Below are 14,758 nucleotides of genomic sequence, written 5' to 3'. Positions count from 1 at the left end.
GGTTAATCCACACAATGTCCGATCAGGTCGTCACCCGTTTTGCCCCTTCGCCCACCGGTTTTCTGCATATTGGCGGAGCCCGTACAGCGCTTTTCAATTGGCTTTATGCCCGTGGGCGCGGCGGCAAGTTCCTGCTGCGGATCGAAGACACCGACCGTGAACGCTCGACCCCCGAGGCAACTGCGGCGATCTTGCAGGGAATGGAATGGCTGGGACTGGACCATGATGGCGACGTGATCAGCCAGTTCGAGGGTGCAGCGCGTCACGCCGAAGTGGCCCATCAGCTGCTGGACGAGGGCAAGGCATACAAGTGCTTTTCGACTCAGGACGAAATCGCCAAATTCCGCGAACAGGCCCGGGTCGACGGCAAATCAACACTGTTCCGCAGCCCTTGGCGTGATGCCGACCCGGCGACCCACCCGGACGCGCCTTTCGTGATCCGCATCAAGGCTCCTCAAGACGGCACAACCGTGATCCGAGATCAGGTGCAGGGCGACGTGACCATCCGCAACGATCAGCTGGACGACATGATCTTGCTGCGCTCAGACGGGACACCGGTCTATATGCTGGCTGTTGTGGTCGATGATCACGATATGGGCGTGACCCATGTGATCCGTGGTGACGATCACCTGAACAATGCCGCGCGCCAAATGATGATCTATGAGGCGATGGGCTGGGATGTTCCAGTCTGGGCACATATCCCGCTGATTCACGGACCGGACGGCAAGAAACTGTCGAAACGTCACGGCGCCTTGGGCGCCCAGGAATACCAGGCGATGGGCTACCCTGCGGCAGGTATGCGCAACTATCTGGCCCGTCTCGGCTGGAGCCACGGCGACGACGAGTTTTTCACCGACGAACAGGCGAAGGAGTGGTTCGATCTTGACGGAATTGGTAAAAGTCCGGCCCGCTTCGACTTGAAAAAGCTCGAAAATCTCTGCGGGCGACATATTGCTGTTTCGGATGACGCTGCACTGCGGCAAGAAATCGAAGCCTATCTGGACGCAGCGGAACTTCCCCGTCTGAGTGCGAAGCAATCAAGCGATCTTGAACGTGCGATGTATTGTCTTAAGGATCGTGCGCGTACATTCCCGGAACTGCTTGAAAAAGCTCACTTTGCACTGATTTCCCGCCCCATTAACCCGGATGAAAAAGCAGCCAAGGCACTGCAATCTGTATCCGACGGTATACTGAAAGAATTGACGCCGCACCTGCAAAATGCTAGCTGGTCGCGAAACGAACTGGAGGAGGCCCTCAACGCCTTTGCAGAGGCACAGGGGATCAAGTTTGGCAAACTGGCCGGCCCTCTTAGGGCGATACTGGCGGGTCGCGCTGTAACACCTTCGGTTTTTGACATGATGCTTGTGCTGGGGCGCGATGAGACTCTGGCGCGGCTTTCCGACGCAGCAAACTAATCCTGGGTTCATATTCAGGTAACGCTGCTCCGCTACGACCCGGTCAGCGCATCCGTGCGTGACCGCCGACCGCACAGCCGATCACTCTTTCGGCACGCGCATGAACGAGGAAGGGACAAAAATGACCGACAACAAAACAGCCACTCTAAAAGTCCATGGTCAAACTTACGAGTTGCCGGTTCATTCGCCAACCGCAGGACCTGACGTAATCGATATCCGTAAGCTCTATGGCCAGGCTGGCGTATTCACCTATGATCCTGGCTTTACGTCGACGGCCAGCTGCGACAGCACCATCACCTATATCGACGGTGAAAAGGGCGAGCTTCTACACCGCGGTTACCCGATCGACCAACTGGCCGAGAAATCCCACTTCCTCGAGGTTTGCTACCTGCTGCTGTACGGAGAGCTGCCAGCCGCCAAGGATCTGGAAAAGTTCGAAACCACCATCACCCGTCACACCATGCTGCACGAGCAGATGCAGTATTTCTACCGCGGTTTCCGCCGTGACGCGCATCCGATGGCGATCATGGTTGGCGTAGTTGGCGCAATGTCGGCCTTCTACCACGACTCGACCGACATTTCGGACCCGCATCAGCGCGAGGTCGCCTCACATCGTCTGATCGCCAAGATGCCGACCATTGCGGCCTGGGCGTTTAAATACCACATCGGTCAGCCCTTCGTGTATCCGCGCAACGATCTGGACTATGCGTCGAACTTCCTGAGCATGTGCTTTGCCGTTCCGGCTGAAGATTATGAGGTCAACCCGATCCTAAGCCGCGCGATGGACCGGATTCTGACTCTGCACGCGGATCACGAACAGAACGCATCGACATCGACCGTGCGTCTGGCCTCGTCTTCGGGCGCGAACCCGTTCGCCTGTATCGCTGCCGGCGTTGCCTGCCTTTGGGGCCCTGCCCATGGCGGCGCAAACCAGGCCTGTCTGGAGATGCTGGAAGAAATCGGCTCGGTCGATCGAATCCCCGAATATATCGCCCGCGCCAAGGACAAGAACGATCCGTTCCGCCTGATGGGATTTGGCCACCGCGTCTACAAGAACTTCGACCCGCGCGCCAAGGTGATGAAGCAGTCTGCAGACGAAGTGCTGGATCTGCTGGGCATCGAAAACAACCCGAAATTGCAGGTTGCAAAGGCGCTTGAAAAACAGGCGCTGGAAGATCCGTATTTCTCCGAGAAGAAACTGTTCCCGAACGTGGATTTCTATTCGGGCATCATCCTCGAGGCGATGGGCTTCCCGACCTCGATGTTCACTCCGATCTTTGCGCTGTCGCGCACCGTTGGCTGGGTCAGCCAATGGAAAGAGATGATTGCCGATCCGCAGAACAAGATCGGTCGTCCGCGCCAGTTGTATCTGGGCGAAACCAAACGCGATTACGTGGACATCGAGAACCGCTGATCGCCGCGATTGAATGCCAAAGCCCCGGACCTGCATCCGGGGCTTTTTTCTATAGCAGGGTCAATTGATCACCAATCTGAGCCGGGCGGGCAAACAAATCGTATCGCAAAGGTGCTGTGCGCGTCGCCAGCCCCAGACGTTTGACCGCCAGCGCGAACCGCTTGGCAATCAGCCCTGCGTATTCCCCTTCACCGCGCATCCGGTGACCCCAGCGTGGGTCATAGTCCCTGCCCCCATGCATTTCACGCAGCTTTGACATGATCTTTTCAGCGCGTGCTGGCTCGTGATCCTTCAGCCAACCCTGCCAAAGTTCCGAAACTTCGCGCGGCAGGCGCAACATTATCCAGCTGGCGGCATCCGCGCCCGCATCCCTGCCCGCCTCAAGCAAGTATTCCAGTTCGTGATCCGTTAGCCCCGGAATCACTGGAGATGTCATGACCCGCACCGGTACACCCGCCTCGGTCAGTCGGCGAATGATGGCCAGCCGCCGCCGTGGTGACGGTGCGCGCGGCTCCATCCGGCGGGACAAATCTGCGTCCAGTGTGGTCAGCGAAATCCCGACCCGAACCAACCCCTTCGTCGCCATCTGTGCCAGAATATCCAAATCCCGCTCAATCAATGCCCCTTTGGTGACAATGCCGACAGGATGGTTGAACTCCTGAAGAACCGAGAGGCAATCTCTCGTTATTTTGCGGTTTTTCTCTATCGGCTGATACGGGTCCGTATTTGTTCCCAATGCGATGGTCGCCACTTTGTAGCTCTTGGCAGATAGCTCTTTGCGTAGGGTATCCGCCGAATTCGGGCGGGCAATCAGGCGGGTTTCAAAATCCAGACCCGGAGACATTCCCAGATAGGCGTGAGTCGGGCGGGCAAAGCAATAAACGCAGCCATGTTCGCACCCGCGGTAAGGGTTGATCGAGCGGTCAAAAGGCAGGTCTGGCGAGCGGTTATACGTAATCAGGCTGCGCGCGACCTCATCTCTGACAACTGTCCGTAAAGGCGGGATATCCTCTTCAATCTCCCAGCCGTCGTCACAGGGCACCGTGTCGAACTGCTCGAACCGACCAGCTGTGTTTGAGGCGGCTCCCCGGCCTCGGATATGCGGTGCAGCCATATTTGTTCCCGTTATGTTCACCTCTTGGTTATATAGGTTTTCATGGAACCCGACAAGCAGGCTGCACAGTTTCGAGGATTTTTCAGCCACTTGATCCCGACGAGACCAGAAAGCAGGAAATTGAACAGAATGCAGGATCATCTTGCAGAAAATTCTGTCGAGCCGAGCAAGAATCTGACGTATAGGTCGGTCTCGAAACTACTGAGGTCGCAATCGTCACAGTCAAACTGCGGCGTTTTGGCCAAAACGGCAAAAATGCCACCACGGGCCGATGGTCCGCACAGCTCAGGGAAGCGCCCCATGTCCGACGAAGAAGACATCGTCCTGTCCGAACTCAACGACGAAGAACTTGTCGAACAGATGTTCGACGATCTTTACGACGGTCTGAAAGAAGAAATCGAAGAAGGTGTAAACATCCTGCTGGAACGCGGATGGACTCCTTATAACATTCTGACCAAGGCTCTGGTCGGTGGTATGACCGTTGTTGGCCACGACTTCCGCGACGGCATCCTGTTCGTCCCCGAAGTTCTGCTGGCTGCCAACGCGATGAAAGGCGGCATGGCCATCCTCAAGCCGCTGCTGGCCGAAACCGGCGCACCGCGCGTCGGCAAGATGGTCATCGGCACCGTGAAGGGCGACATCCACGACATCGGCAAGAACCTGGTTTCGATGATGATGGAAGGTGCAGGTTTCGAGGTTGTCGATATCGGCATCAACAATCCGGTCGAAAACTATCTGGAAGCGCTGGAAAGCGAACAGCCCGACATTCTGGGCATGTCGGCCCTGCTGACCACGACCATGCCTTATATGAAGGTTGTGATCGACACGCTGGTCGAACAAGGCCTACGCGAAGAATATATCGTTCTGGTTGGAGGCGCACCGCTGAACGAAGAGTTCGGCAAAGCGATCGGTGCAGACGGTTACTGCCGTGACGCGGCTGTGGCCGTGGAAATGGCCAAGGATTTCGTCTCGCGCAAGCACAACCAACTGGCCGGCTGATCGGACAATTTATGTGTTCAAGGGTCGTCCGGTTTTCGGGCGGCCCTTTTTTGTTTCCGCAAGCTGCACTATCTGTCGCATAGATTTCCGAGGGGTGCCCGATGCAACAGGACAAATTGCCGGAAGATGCCAGCCTGACAACCAAGGGCTACGCCGCTGACACGCAGGGGCAAATTCTGCTGTTGGCCTGCGGCGCACTTGCGCGCGAGATTCTGGATTTAAAACGCCGAAACGGCTGGGACCACATGGCGCTGACCTGTCTGCCCGCGATTCTGCATATCCACCCGGAAAAGATCACTCAGGCGGTTCAGGAGGCGGTGGCAAAGCATCGCGATCACTATGATCAGATCTTTGTTGTCTATGCTGACTGCGGCACTGGCGGCTTGCTGGAGAAAGCGTGCAAGGAATTGGGCGTTGAGATGGTAAAAGGCCCCCACTGCTATTCTTTCTTCGAAGGAAATCAAGCATTTGAGGCTCGGGGCGAGGATGAAACCACCGCCTTTTACCTGACCGACTTTCTGGCGCGCCAGTTCGATGCCTTTGTCTGGAAACCTCTCGGCCTCGACCGGCACCCGGAACTGCGCGACATGTATTTCGGCAATTACACCAAGCTGGTCTATCAGGCGCAGATCGAAGATCCTGACCTGACCGCCCGCGCCCGTGAATGCGCCGCGCGGATGGGTTTGGAGTTCGAACGTCGCTTTACCGGCTATGGCGATCTCGAATCCACGCTGACTGATTGGGCAAACCGCAAACCGGCTGATTGAACCGCGTCAGGCGTTTTCCTGCGCGACGTCACGGATGCGTTCGATCATCGCACGCAGCCCGTTTGAACGCTGCGCCGACAGGTGATCGTTCAGACCCAGACGCGCCAGTTCACCGCCTGCGTCCACCTTGGGCACCTCGTTGACCGGCAGCCCGTTATACAGCGACCGCAATACCGCGATCAGCCCCCGCACAATCAGCGCGTCACTGTCACCGTCAAAGCGAAAGACACCACCTTCGATAATGGGGTGCAGCCAAACTTGACTTGCGCAGCCGTTAACTTTTGTGGCTGGCACCTTGAGCGCGTCGTCGAGCGGCTCCATCGCTTTGCCCTGATCAATGACATGGCGGTACCGGTCTTCCCAGTCCTCCAGAAATTCGAAATCCTCGACAATTTCCTCAAAGGCAGGCGTGGCCATTTTGCGGCGGTCCTTTTGTTGCGATCACAATTGTGACCTATGCCGCCGACCTGCGCCTGTCCACCCCCAAGCGTGGCTTTTCAAACCGTGGAATTTGCGATAACCCATTGCTGGAATTACTGCTCTGGACGCCTGCACCATGCAAAAAACGTTTACTGTTCTTCTGGTCGCCGCCCTGACCGTCTCTGGCTGCAGCAGCTGGAGGGACTCGCGAGCCAACCCGTCCAACTGGTTCGGGTCAGGCACACCGGTTGAACCGGCAGAAGATGACGCCAACGTTCTGGTTCCGGAACAAAAGGAAGGCGGCGGGCTGTTCTCTCGCCCCGAGGTCGAGGACACCAGCGTTCCGATTGCCAGAATTGACGAATTGCGGATCGACCCAACCGCGGGCGGCGCAATTGTCTATGTAGCTGGAACCGCAGCCCGCCAGGGAGCATACAACGCTCAGCTTGTTCGCACGGTGAGTGACGAGAACCAGAAGAACGGCATTCTGGAATTCACGTTCCGCGTGAATTACCCAACCAAGGCGACCAATCAGGGTACCGAGCGGTCACGCATGGTGTCGGACGCCATCAACATCAGCAGGAAAGACCTGGAGAGCACGCGTTTGGTACGGGTCGTAGGACAGCAGAACGCATTGGAATCCCGTCGCCGGTAACCGGCGTTACAGCGATACAACCTCGACGTTCTGGCCCTTTGCAGCCAGCGCGATCTTGCCTTCGCAGAGTTTCAGGGCGTCTTCGCCAAACACCTCGAATCGCCAGCCAGACATGGAGGGCAACTCCCGCTCGCCCGCTGCAATCTGGTCCAGTTCCGAACTGGTGGCGATCAGCTTGGCAGCCACGCCCGAACTTTCGGTTTTAGACTTCAACAGCACCCGCAGCAAATCCGCCAACGCCGGGTTCACCTTTAATTTGTCACGGCTGTTGTCGACGCGCGGCAATCGGTCCGAGGGACAGTTCACCCCTTCTTTGACGGCCGTTAATATACCCTCGGCAATTGCACCTTTTCGCGCCTCGCGCAGCAGCAGGCGCGAGCCGCCCAGATCGGACGGAGACTTGGGTTTGGTCGAGGCCAGCTCGATCAATGCATCATCCTTGAACACCCGGCTGCGCGGGACGTTGTTTTCCTGCGCATAAGCCTCGCGGAACTGTGCCAGCGCGCGCACCACGGCTAGAAACTTGGCCGAGTTCGTCCGTGTCTTTACCCGTTTCCACGCATCTTCGGGGCGAACATCATAAGTCGTGGGCAAGGTCAGTGTCCGCAACTCCTCGGCCACCCAATGACTGCGCTTCGATTTTTCCAGCTGGGTTGCAAGGTGTTCGTAGATCTGACGCAGATGGGTCACGTCGGCCAACGCATAGGTCTTTTGCGCCTCGGACAATGGCCGCCGGGACCAGTCGGTAAAGCGCGACGTCTTGTCCACCCCCTGCTTGCAGATCTTGCGTACCAGGGTTTCATAGCCCACCTGCTCGCCAAAGCCACAGACCATCGCGGCAACCTGGGTGTCGAACAAGGGCGTGGGAAAGACACCCGCCTCTACCCAGAAAATCTCAAGGTCCTGACGAGCAGCGTGGAAGACCTTGACCACGTTCTCGTTTCCAAACAGTTCATACAGCGGGTCCAGCGACAACCCGTCCGCCAGCGGATCGACTAGAACCGCGCTGTCTTCGCCCTCGGACGGAACTGCCAGCTGAATCAGGCAGAGTTTCGAATAGTAGGTCCGCTCGCGCAGAAACTCGGTATCTACGGTGACATAGTCATATTCCGCCGCGGCCTTGCAGAAATCGGCCAGCTCTTGCGTCGTTGTCAGGGTTTTCATGCGCGATGCTATTCTTGCTCTTGTTTTCTTCGGCTGATCATCTTGTCCGTACCCGGCCGTAGTGCAGACCATAGGCTGATTATGACACATGTGTAAATCACCCCGAGACGTTCAGGGCAGCAACACCGGAGTCCGATCTCCACTGGCGTAACGGCGCAACACTGCGGGATAAAGCTTGTGCTCCCACACCAGCACGCGGGCGGCCAGGTCTTCAGGCGTGTCGCCAGGTTCGATGTTCACCCGTGCCTGCCCTAGGATCGGGCCATCATCCAGCGCCGCCGTAACTTCATGCACCGAACATCCATGTTCGGCATCCCCGGCCTCAATTGCGCGGGCATGGGTATTGAGCCCTTTGTATTTCGGCAGCAGCGAAGGGTGGATGTTCAGCATCCGCCCCTGAAAGCGTGAAACGAAATCGCCGGTCAGAACCCGCATGAACCCGGCAAGGCAAACAATATCGGGTTGCACCTGTTCCAATGGTTTCAACAATTCGGCCTCAAACGCGGCCCGGTCGCCCTTGAAGGGGCGATGGTCTACCGACGCCGTCGGGATGCCGCGCGCGGCCGCTTTTTTCAGCCCGCCTGCCTCGGCGTCATTCGACAGAACCAGACAGGGCCGCGCCGGATGGTCTCCGACCATGCTGTCGATCAGCGACACCATGTTGGAACCACCCCCGGAAATAAGGATGGCGACGCGTTTTTCACTCACAGCAGCTTGCCCGAATAGGTCATGCCGGGGGTGCCGGTGACGGTGCCAAGACGTGAAACCGTCTCACCCGCCTCGGCCAGAAGCGCAGTCAGCCCGTCGGCGCGATCTTCGGCGCAGACTACGATCATACCGACACCGCAGTTGAAGGTCTTCAGCATCTCGGTCTCGGCGATACCGCCAGTTTCGGCCATCCAGCGGAAGACGGGCGGCAGGTCCCAGGCGTTCAGGTCGATCTCGGCGCCCAGCCCCTCGGGCAGAACGCGCGGCAGGTTCTCGGTCAGACCGCCGCCGGTGATATGGGCCAGCGCGTGCACGCCCCCTGCCCGGATCGCCTGCAGCGCTGGTTTCACATACAGCCGCGTGGGCGTCAGCAGTACCTCGCCCAGCGAGCCGTCCCCAAAGGGCGACGCGACATCCCAGCCCAGACCCGACATTTCAACCAGCTTGCGCACCAGCGAATAGCCGTTCGAGTGGACCCCGTTCGAGGCCAGACCCAGCAGAACATCACCCTGCTGAACGTCTGCGGGCAGATGCGCTCCACGCTCCATCGCACCGACCGAGAACCCGGCCAGATCGAAATCACCGTCGGGGTACATGCCGGGCATCTCAGCCGTCTCACCACCGATCAGCGCGCAACCAGACTGCACACAGCCCTCGGCAATGCCTTCGATGATCCGCGCGGCGGTGTCGGTATCCAGCTTGCCGGTGGCGAAATAGTCGAGGAAGAACAGCGGCTCGGCACCCTGGCAGATCAGGTCGTTGACGCACATTGCCACCAGATCGATGCCCACGCCATCGACTACACCAGTATCAATGGCGATCCGCAGCTTGGTGCCAACGCCGTCGGTCGCACCCACCAGAATCGGATCCTGATACCCGGCATCCTTCAGATCGAACAAGGCACCAAACCCGCCCAGCCCGCTCATCACGCCCGAGCGGTTGGTCCGCTTGGCCGCGGGCTTGATCCGGTCGACCAGAGCGTTCCCTGCATCAATATCAACGCCTGCATCGGCATAGGTGATTCCGTTCTTGCCCGTCGTCATGGCCAGCCCCTCATGAATGGTTCCCGCGCGGGTTATTCGATTGTGCGTCCTGTTGCAACGGTCAGGCTTGACGCGGGCGTTCACCGTGATAGGCAAAGCGCTCAGGCGGGCCTGTAGCTCAATTGGTTAGAGCAGAGCGCTCATAACGCTTTGGTTGGGGGTTCGAGTCCCTCCGGGCCTACCAGAAAATCCGCCAACTTATTGTTTTTATTAAGCTTAACTACTTCACGGGGTAAGACTTCCACCCTCAATGGAATCAAACACTTAGGTTGTCGACTACCCCACGAAATTCAAAACCTAACCGAATCCACCTCTGGCCGCCCGGTAGCTTTTCCGGCGCCGGCACGTCGTGGCGTTCCTACCAATCCGTGATCGCTGCCCAATGATCCTGCGTCTTGGTGGTGCACCTGCCGGAATGCAGATCGGTCACGGCATTCTCAAGCTATCGCCACCACTGGATCTTGAGATTCACTCCGTGCAATTTTACCCAGTCGCGCTATGCGGACTGCCAGTCACCGATCGGGCGGTCTTCAAGTTCTTTATCGCCCTCATCGCCACCAATGCTGTTGTCCAGATCAATGTCGGCTCGGGTCCATTTGTTGCCATTGGCGTCCGTAGCCGTGTAGGTGGTCGAGGAGTTCTTCGTTCCGATGGCAGCATATTCTGCCTGTGTCAGGCTCTTGGCGTTGGCCGTCTGATCTGCGCCGGCTACGCCTGTAGGATCGCTGTCGATTGTGTTTGCCTCGGTCCCATCAGCTACGTTCAGATCTGAGCGAACCTCAACCTCAGAATGACCTTCGACCGTGTCGACATCGGTAAATCGGGCAATGTCATTGGCCGCAGGAGTTTCAGAGGTATCAACCGGCGCGGTCGCGTCCGATAAACGCGCCTCAAGCAGATCCTTTGCCAAGCAGATCCTTTACTTTGACGTCTACAGATGATCTGCCATCCAGTCCGAGAAGGTCGGTATATGACCGATCTCTCCGTAAACCTCCACCTGAGACAGTGGAAGCCAACCGCCTCTTCGAAACGACTTATAGCGCTTATAGGCCGAGAACCTCAGGGTTCGAAAAATACAAAAACAAAAGGACCATTAGCGCAATGAATGCCAATGTAAGAATAACCCGCCAAAAAAAGCTGGTAACAACTCCTATTAATGCAGATTGAAACAACAACTCTCCCGGATCGCTACTGTAGTCGAAGAATGACGGAAGAAACACAAAGGCAATTCCTGCGGCGGCAGCACCTACTAGTACTCGCCCCATGTAAGGCCATAGAGCATTTGCAACGAGACCAATGGCGGCAGCCATCGCTATGGGGTACCAAGTTTCGGAAAAATCATAGTTTTCAGTTAGCACGGCGAAGGACAACAACCCAACGCCGGCTCCAAAAACGATACTTGCGGGAGTGTACTCACTCTTATTTACCTGATTGCGTGCTCCTGGCTTTGCCGTCACAGGAGTTTTCTTTTTGGGAGGGGGTGCTGGCTTCGGACTTTCAGGGAGTAAGCCTCTTCCCGCGCAGTTCCAACACGTAACCCAGTTTTCGTGCGTCGATTGACCACTACCCCCACAAGCCGAACATCTGGCCGAAGTATTGGATGCGACGTACCCGTTTCCACCACACCTAATACAAGATTTGTATCCGTCTAAAATCGAACCGGATCCGCTACATGTCGGACAACTCGCCATAACAATTCACCAAATCAAAAAATTGCGTAACAATGTACCAGAAGAGAAAATCTTTAGCTACTCTGGCAGAAATACGGTTCCAACGTTCTCGATCTTAATTTCCCATCTTCCGCATTTTTTTGATGTACCGCTCCAGTATATTGATCGCCGCGCCCCATGTATTGGGACCTTGATTGCTGTTGATGCTCTCGCCGATGTCCTGCGGTGATATTCCCTGCTCACGACATCAGCAGCAGTGTTAAGGGCTTCATCGAACGCCGATATGGAGTGATCATCCTCTAAGATTTTTGGATCTGGCTTCCGGTCCTGCCGCGGGCGCTGTCGGCGCGGTAACCTGGCTGGGTATCGATCGCTTCCACCGAATTTCCATGCTCGTTTCGACGCAGAGCTTTCCCGGGAGGATGTCGCTTCTGGTTTAACCGTTCTAGCCGCCTATCTCACTTTCACGACGCTGATCCGTCGGGCGTCTATTCCGACCTCCTGAAATGCTTCTACTATGGTTTACAACGCGTCGACCAAGGTTGCTTTCAGCTTCCGGGATTTCTGTGTAGGTATGAACCTTGATCTGGTGTCGCTGCGCTGCGACCACCAACCGAGCCGTATGGCAACTACGATTATCTCGTACCCGTAGATACGGTTCGTATCGACCAGATCGCGGACAGGAGTATCGTTGCGCGCACCCACCTTGAATTTCTTACCATTGGCGTGATGGCGGATGATGGGAAAGTCCTTCATACAGCGTTGCCCGACGTCCGCGATATGGCGGGCCTCAATCATCGCCGGATTAACGCCGCCCCCCCTGACCCGTGCTTGCCACCGTCGACGGTTTCCTGTGCGAAAGTGTTGCCGTAGCCCATTTGAGCGAATTCAACGTTACCAACATGGTAGTTTCCAGCCGCCCGGAGTGCCTCAGATCAGCACTTGCGGGACTGGTCAGAGAATTTGAGTAACGGAAGGTTTCTGGCTCATCCGAACCATTGAGGAGTGAAGATGAGACGGAAAGCTGGAACTGCAACATATCTGTCATCTGCCTTAGGGGAAGGCGTCCAGCCTCCAATTCACGTTCCAGTTACCGTCGGAGCTTCAGGGACAGGTGGGCGCAAGCCCAACGCGTGATGTGGCCTAATCTTAGTGTTTTGCCTGAGCCATGTATTGATGACGGCTCGAGCGCGTTGTTGGCGAGAGGACGAAGAACCTTCGCCAACGGCAGCCGCATCTGATAACGTTCGATCCCCAGTAATGCTGCTATTTCCGCCTGAATCCCCGGAGGTATGGTTTTGAGACGGCTGCTTTTTCTCCTTCTCGCGACTGTCGTGACAGTCGTGTCTGCCAATGCTGAGACGGATGTGGAACTGGAACTGGTGTTGCTGGCCGACGCATCATCGAGCATTCGTGGAGATGAATTCGATCTACAGATCGGAGGATATGCACGGGCCTTCCGCGATCCGCAGGTGGTGCGGGCGATAGAGGATCTTGGCGGCAATGGCATTGCCATTACGTTTGTCCAGTGGAGCGCAACATTCCAGCAATTCGATATTGTACCCTGGCGAAGAGTTCATGACGCGGAAAGTGCAGAAGCTTTTGCCGAGGCGATTGAACACCAAGCGCGTCAGGTTGTCAGCTTTGGCACAGCTACGGGCAGTGCCCTTGCCTACGGCGAAAAACTATTTGGTCGTAACGCGTTCCGAAGCAAACGCAAGGTGATCGACATTACGTCGGATGAACACTCTAACCAGGGTCGGCATCCCCGGAACGTGCGCGACGCTATTGTGGAACAGGGCATCACGATCAACGGTCTGGCGATCCTCGATGACAGTTTTAAACTGGAAGCCTATTTCAGAGACGCTGTGATTGGTGGGCATGGCAGTTTCGTTATCGTTGTCGACACATATGCGGATTTCGCTTGGGCAATTCGCCTGAAGCTGTTGCATGAAATTAGTGGTGAGCCAATTTCGTAACGAAAGTCATTGGTAGAAACCGATCTGACGGACGTCCGGAAGCCACTTTGTTGGAACTCTCGAATATCCGCTCTGAACCCCAACAGGTCATTTCGGAGAGGCTGGTTTGCCGCATTCACATTGGCCCGCGCTCCAGTTCCTGGTGGACATTCGCGACCAGATATTGCAATTCCCAAAAGCGCTAAAAAGGCGAGCTTTCAATGTCCCTTCAAGGCGTTGCTATATTGCAGTCGTTCTTCGAATTGACCTGACTTAGCGGTTGAGACGACCGAACAGCCCGACAACGCGCTATTTCATAGATGTTGCTAGAACTTGATCCGCAATCCAATCGAACACAAGCCTGGGACCCCGGCCCGAACTGGTATGGCTCCGTGACATTACATAACCAGCGTCGCTAGTGACCAAATCGTCCGTAACGGTCACCAGAGAGCCTTTGCTGAGCAAATCATCAATCAATCCAATCCAGCCCAAAGCGACGCCATCGCCTGACAAAGCAGCCTGAGTGACCATGTCGTAATTGTTGAAACTGATGTAATTTTTCTTCCTTTCGCCAGTTATGCCAAAGCTATCAAACCACCCTTGCCAGGTTTGCCAGGCTGCGGTTGCAGGTTTTGAAAGGCTCAGAAGTTGAACATCCAGCAAGTCCGCGGGATATTGGATTGGTCCAATCTTCTCTAATAGCTGAGGGCTGCAAACAGCGGCGACGACTTCTTCCAAGAGTAGTATTTCATCAGGTTTGATCCGGTCTTTGGGCGCAACATGGATATGAATGTCGCAATCGGTATCATCCAGACCGGGCGGCACAGTTGAGGCCAAAATCTGAATTTCGATTTCATCCCCAATTTCCTCTCGGAGGTAACCAAGACGCGGTAGCAACCAGAAAGTTGAGAACGCAAAATCGGCTGAGATTCGAACCCTGGGTTTGGTTTTTCGTTCAAGCAAAGAATTTACCGCATAGTTCATCTGCGTCATTGCGGGTCTGACAACATTCAATAGCCGCAACCCCTCGTATGTCAGTGAAACGCCACGGTGTTCTCTCTTGAAGAGGACGACGCCCAGATCAACCTCCAAACCTTTTATCCGTTGCGAGATCGAGGACTGGGTCAGCCCGAGAGCGTCTCCGGCACTTGTAAAGTTCCCGTGTTTCGCAACCATTTCGAACGCATAAAGCGCCACAAGGTTGCGACTTAGGTTGGTATTAACTCTGCTAATGTCATCCATAACTACTCAGCTACTGCAAAAGAGAGAAAATATATACCAAAAACTGTGCTAATGGGCGCGAACGCAGCCCTGTGAGAGAAACACGGGAGCCAATGATAACCAAACAAAGCCGCGGCCATAAGCGCGGACAGACATCCGATTAACGAGATTCACGTGCATACGTTGGCTCTAAGAAGCTGAGAATTTCGG

General features: G+C 56.1%; 15 protein-coding genes and 1 tRNA gene. 7 read left to right on the top strand and 9 right to left on the bottom strand.

Annotation, left to right across the window (positions count from 1 at the left end):
- The first annotated feature begins 14 nt into the window (after window positions 1-14).
- The gene (gltX, locus tag ACR0IK_RS02225) at window positions 15-1,415 is read left to right on the top strand and encodes a glutamate--tRNA ligase (protein WP_480640315.1); all 1,401 of its coding nucleotides are present in this window, start codon (window positions 15-17) and stop codon (window positions 1,413-1,415) included.
- 121 nt (window positions 1,416-1,536) lie between these two features.
- Window positions 1,537-2,829, top strand: a complete 1,293-nt coding sequence (gltA, locus tag ACR0IK_RS02220; RefSeq protein ID WP_480589194.1) for a citrate synthase — start codon at window positions 1,537-1,539, stop codon at window positions 2,827-2,829.
- A 49-nt stretch (window positions 2,830-2,878) separates the two neighbouring features.
- On the opposite strand, the gene ACR0IK_RS02215 is transcribed toward gltA, so the two are convergent.
- The gene (locus tag ACR0IK_RS02215) at window positions 2,879-3,943 is read right to left on the bottom strand and encodes a PA0069 family radical SAM protein (RefSeq protein WP_480640314.1); all 1,065 of its coding nucleotides are present in this window, start codon (window positions 3,941-3,943) and stop codon (window positions 2,879-2,881) included.
- Between the two features lie 300 nt (window positions 3,944-4,243).
- Between ACR0IK_RS02215 and ACR0IK_RS02210 the strand changes: the two genes are divergently transcribed.
- The gene (locus ACR0IK_RS02210; protein WP_480589198.1) at window positions 4,244-4,942 is read left to right on the top strand and encodes a corrinoid protein; all 699 of its coding nucleotides are present in this window, start codon (window positions 4,244-4,246) and stop codon (window positions 4,940-4,942) included.
- A 101-nt stretch (window positions 4,943-5,043) separates the two neighbouring features.
- Complete coding sequence (locus tag ACR0IK_RS02205) at window positions 5,044-5,709, top strand: DUF1638 domain-containing protein (protein ID WP_480640313.1); 666 nt, start codon at window positions 5,044-5,046, stop codon at window positions 5,707-5,709.
- Window positions 5,710-5,715: 6 nt separating this feature from the next.
- Here ACR0IK_RS02205 and ACR0IK_RS02200 read toward each other — a convergent pair whose 3' ends face one another.
- On the bottom strand, window positions 5,716-6,126 hold the full coding sequence (locus ACR0IK_RS02200; protein ID WP_480589202.1) for a SufE family protein: 411 nt from the start codon (window positions 6,124-6,126) through the stop codon (window positions 5,716-5,718).
- 139 nt (window positions 6,127-6,265) lie between these two features.
- Here ACR0IK_RS02200 and ACR0IK_RS02195 point away from each other — a divergent pair, with 139 nt between their 5' ends.
- Window positions 6,266-6,784 carry a hypothetical protein gene (locus tag ACR0IK_RS02195; RefSeq protein WP_480640312.1) on the top strand — a complete coding sequence of 173 codons (519 nt, stop codon included), beginning with the start codon at window positions 6,266-6,268 and terminating at the stop codon, window positions 6,782-6,784.
- Window positions 6,785-6,790: 6 nt separating this feature from the next.
- Here the strand turns inward: ACR0IK_RS02195 and rnd are convergent, their stop codons facing one another.
- The 3 genes from rnd to purM all read right to left on the bottom strand — a co-directional run bounded on the left by rnd (window position 6,791) and on the right by purM (window position 9,699).
- On the bottom strand, window positions 6,791-7,948 hold the full coding sequence (gene rnd, locus ACR0IK_RS02190) for a ribonuclease D (protein ID WP_480640311.1): 1,158 nt from the start codon (window positions 7,946-7,948) through the stop codon (window positions 6,791-6,793).
- Between the two features lie 111 nt (window positions 7,949-8,059).
- Window positions 8,060-8,656 carry a phosphoribosylglycinamide formyltransferase gene (purN, locus tag ACR0IK_RS02185; protein ID WP_480640310.1) on the bottom strand — a complete coding sequence of 199 codons (597 nt, stop codon included), beginning with the start codon at window positions 8,654-8,656 and terminating at the stop codon, window positions 8,060-8,062.
- Window positions 8,653-9,699 carry a phosphoribosylformylglycinamidine cyclo-ligase gene (gene purM, locus ACR0IK_RS02180; protein ID WP_480640309.1) on the bottom strand — a complete coding sequence of 349 codons (1,047 nt, stop codon included), beginning with the start codon at window positions 9,697-9,699 and terminating at the stop codon, window positions 8,653-8,655. Before purM ends, purN begins: the two co-directional genes overlap by 4 nt.
- 107 nt (window positions 9,700-9,806) lie before the next feature.
- On the opposite strand from purM, the gene ACR0IK_RS02175 reads away from it, so the two are divergent.
- Window positions 9,807-9,883: transfer RNA gene (locus ACR0IK_RS02175), tRNA-Ile, on the top strand.
- Window positions 9,884-10,195: 312 nt separating this feature from the next.
- Here ACR0IK_RS02175 and ACR0IK_RS02170 read toward each other — a convergent pair.
- From ACR0IK_RS02170 to ACR0IK_RS02160, 3 genes are all read right to left on the bottom strand, one after another.
- Entirely contained in the window at window positions 10,196-10,609 is a 414-nt protein-coding gene (locus ACR0IK_RS02170; RefSeq protein WP_480640308.1) for a phage upper tail fiber protein, read from the bottom strand.
- A 133-nt stretch (window positions 10,610-10,742) separates the two neighbouring features.
- A complete protein-coding gene (locus ACR0IK_RS02165) occupies window positions 10,743-11,156 on the bottom strand; it encodes a hypothetical protein (protein ID WP_480640307.1) in 414 nt (137 codons plus the stop codon).
- Between the two features lie 735 nt (window positions 11,157-11,891).
- Window positions 11,892-12,125, bottom strand: coding sequence for a hypothetical protein (locus tag ACR0IK_RS02160; RefSeq protein WP_480640306.1), 234 nt, complete (start codon window positions 12,123-12,125; stop codon window positions 11,892-11,894).
- A 611-nt stretch (window positions 12,126-12,736) separates the two neighbouring features.
- Here ACR0IK_RS02160 and ACR0IK_RS02155 point away from each other — a divergent pair.
- Complete coding sequence (locus tag ACR0IK_RS02155; RefSeq protein WP_480640305.1) at window positions 12,737-13,348, top strand: DUF1194 domain-containing protein; 612 nt, start codon at window positions 12,737-12,739, stop codon at window positions 13,346-13,348.
- 288 nt (window positions 13,349-13,636) lie between these two features.
- Here the strand turns inward: ACR0IK_RS02155 and ACR0IK_RS02150 are convergent, their stop codons facing one another.
- Window positions 13,637-14,569, bottom strand: coding sequence for a LysR family transcriptional regulator (locus ACR0IK_RS02150; RefSeq protein ID WP_480589220.1), 933 nt, complete (start codon window positions 14,567-14,569; stop codon window positions 13,637-13,639).
- Window positions 14,570-14,758 lie beyond the last annotated feature (189 nt).

The organism is Ruegeria sp. BF7 (assembly GCF_056538605.1).
Note: the sequence above shows the minus strand (reverse complement) of the source record. Positions and strands in the feature narration are given on the sequence as shown.

Excerpts from the sequence above, each read along its gene's own strand:
- ACR0IK_RS02160 (WP_480640306.1), bottom strand. The coding sequence starts at position 12,125 with ATGAAGGACTTTCCCATCATCCGCCATCACGCCAATGGTAAGAAATTC.
- purM (WP_480640309.1), bottom strand. The coding sequence starts at position 9,699 with ATGACGACGGGCAAGAACGGAATCACCTATGCCGATGCAGGCGTTGAT.
- ACR0IK_RS02215 (WP_480640314.1), bottom strand. The coding sequence starts at position 3,943 with ATGGCTGCACCGCATATCCGAGGCCGGGGAGCCGCCTCAAACACAGCT.
- ACR0IK_RS02195 (WP_480640312.1), top strand. The coding sequence starts at position 6,266 with ATGCAAAAAACGTTTACTGTTCTTCTGGTCGCCGCCCTGACCGTCTCT.
- ACR0IK_RS02205 (WP_480640313.1), top strand. The coding sequence starts at position 5,044 with ATGCAACAGGACAAATTGCCGGAAGATGCCAGCCTGACAACCAAGGGC.
- rnd (WP_480640311.1), bottom strand. The coding sequence starts at position 7,948 with ATGAAAACCCTGACAACGACGCAAGAGCTGGCCGATTTCTGCAAGGCC.
- ACR0IK_RS02150 (WP_480589220.1), bottom strand. The coding sequence starts at position 14,569 with ATGGATGACATTAGCAGAGTTAATACCAACCTAAGTCGCAACCTTGTG.
- ACR0IK_RS02200 (WP_480589202.1), bottom strand. The coding sequence starts at position 6,126 with ATGGCCACGCCTGCCTTTGAGGAAATTGTCGAGGATTTCGAATTTCTG.
- gltX (WP_480640315.1), top strand. The coding sequence starts at position 15 with ATGTCCGATCAGGTCGTCACCCGTTTTGCCCCTTCGCCCACCGGTTTT.
- ACR0IK_RS02210 (WP_480589198.1), top strand. The coding sequence starts at position 4,244 with ATGTCCGACGAAGAAGACATCGTCCTGTCCGAACTCAACGACGAAGAA.
- gltA (WP_480589194.1), top strand. The coding sequence starts at position 1,537 with ATGACCGACAACAAAACAGCCACTCTAAAAGTCCATGGTCAAACTTAC.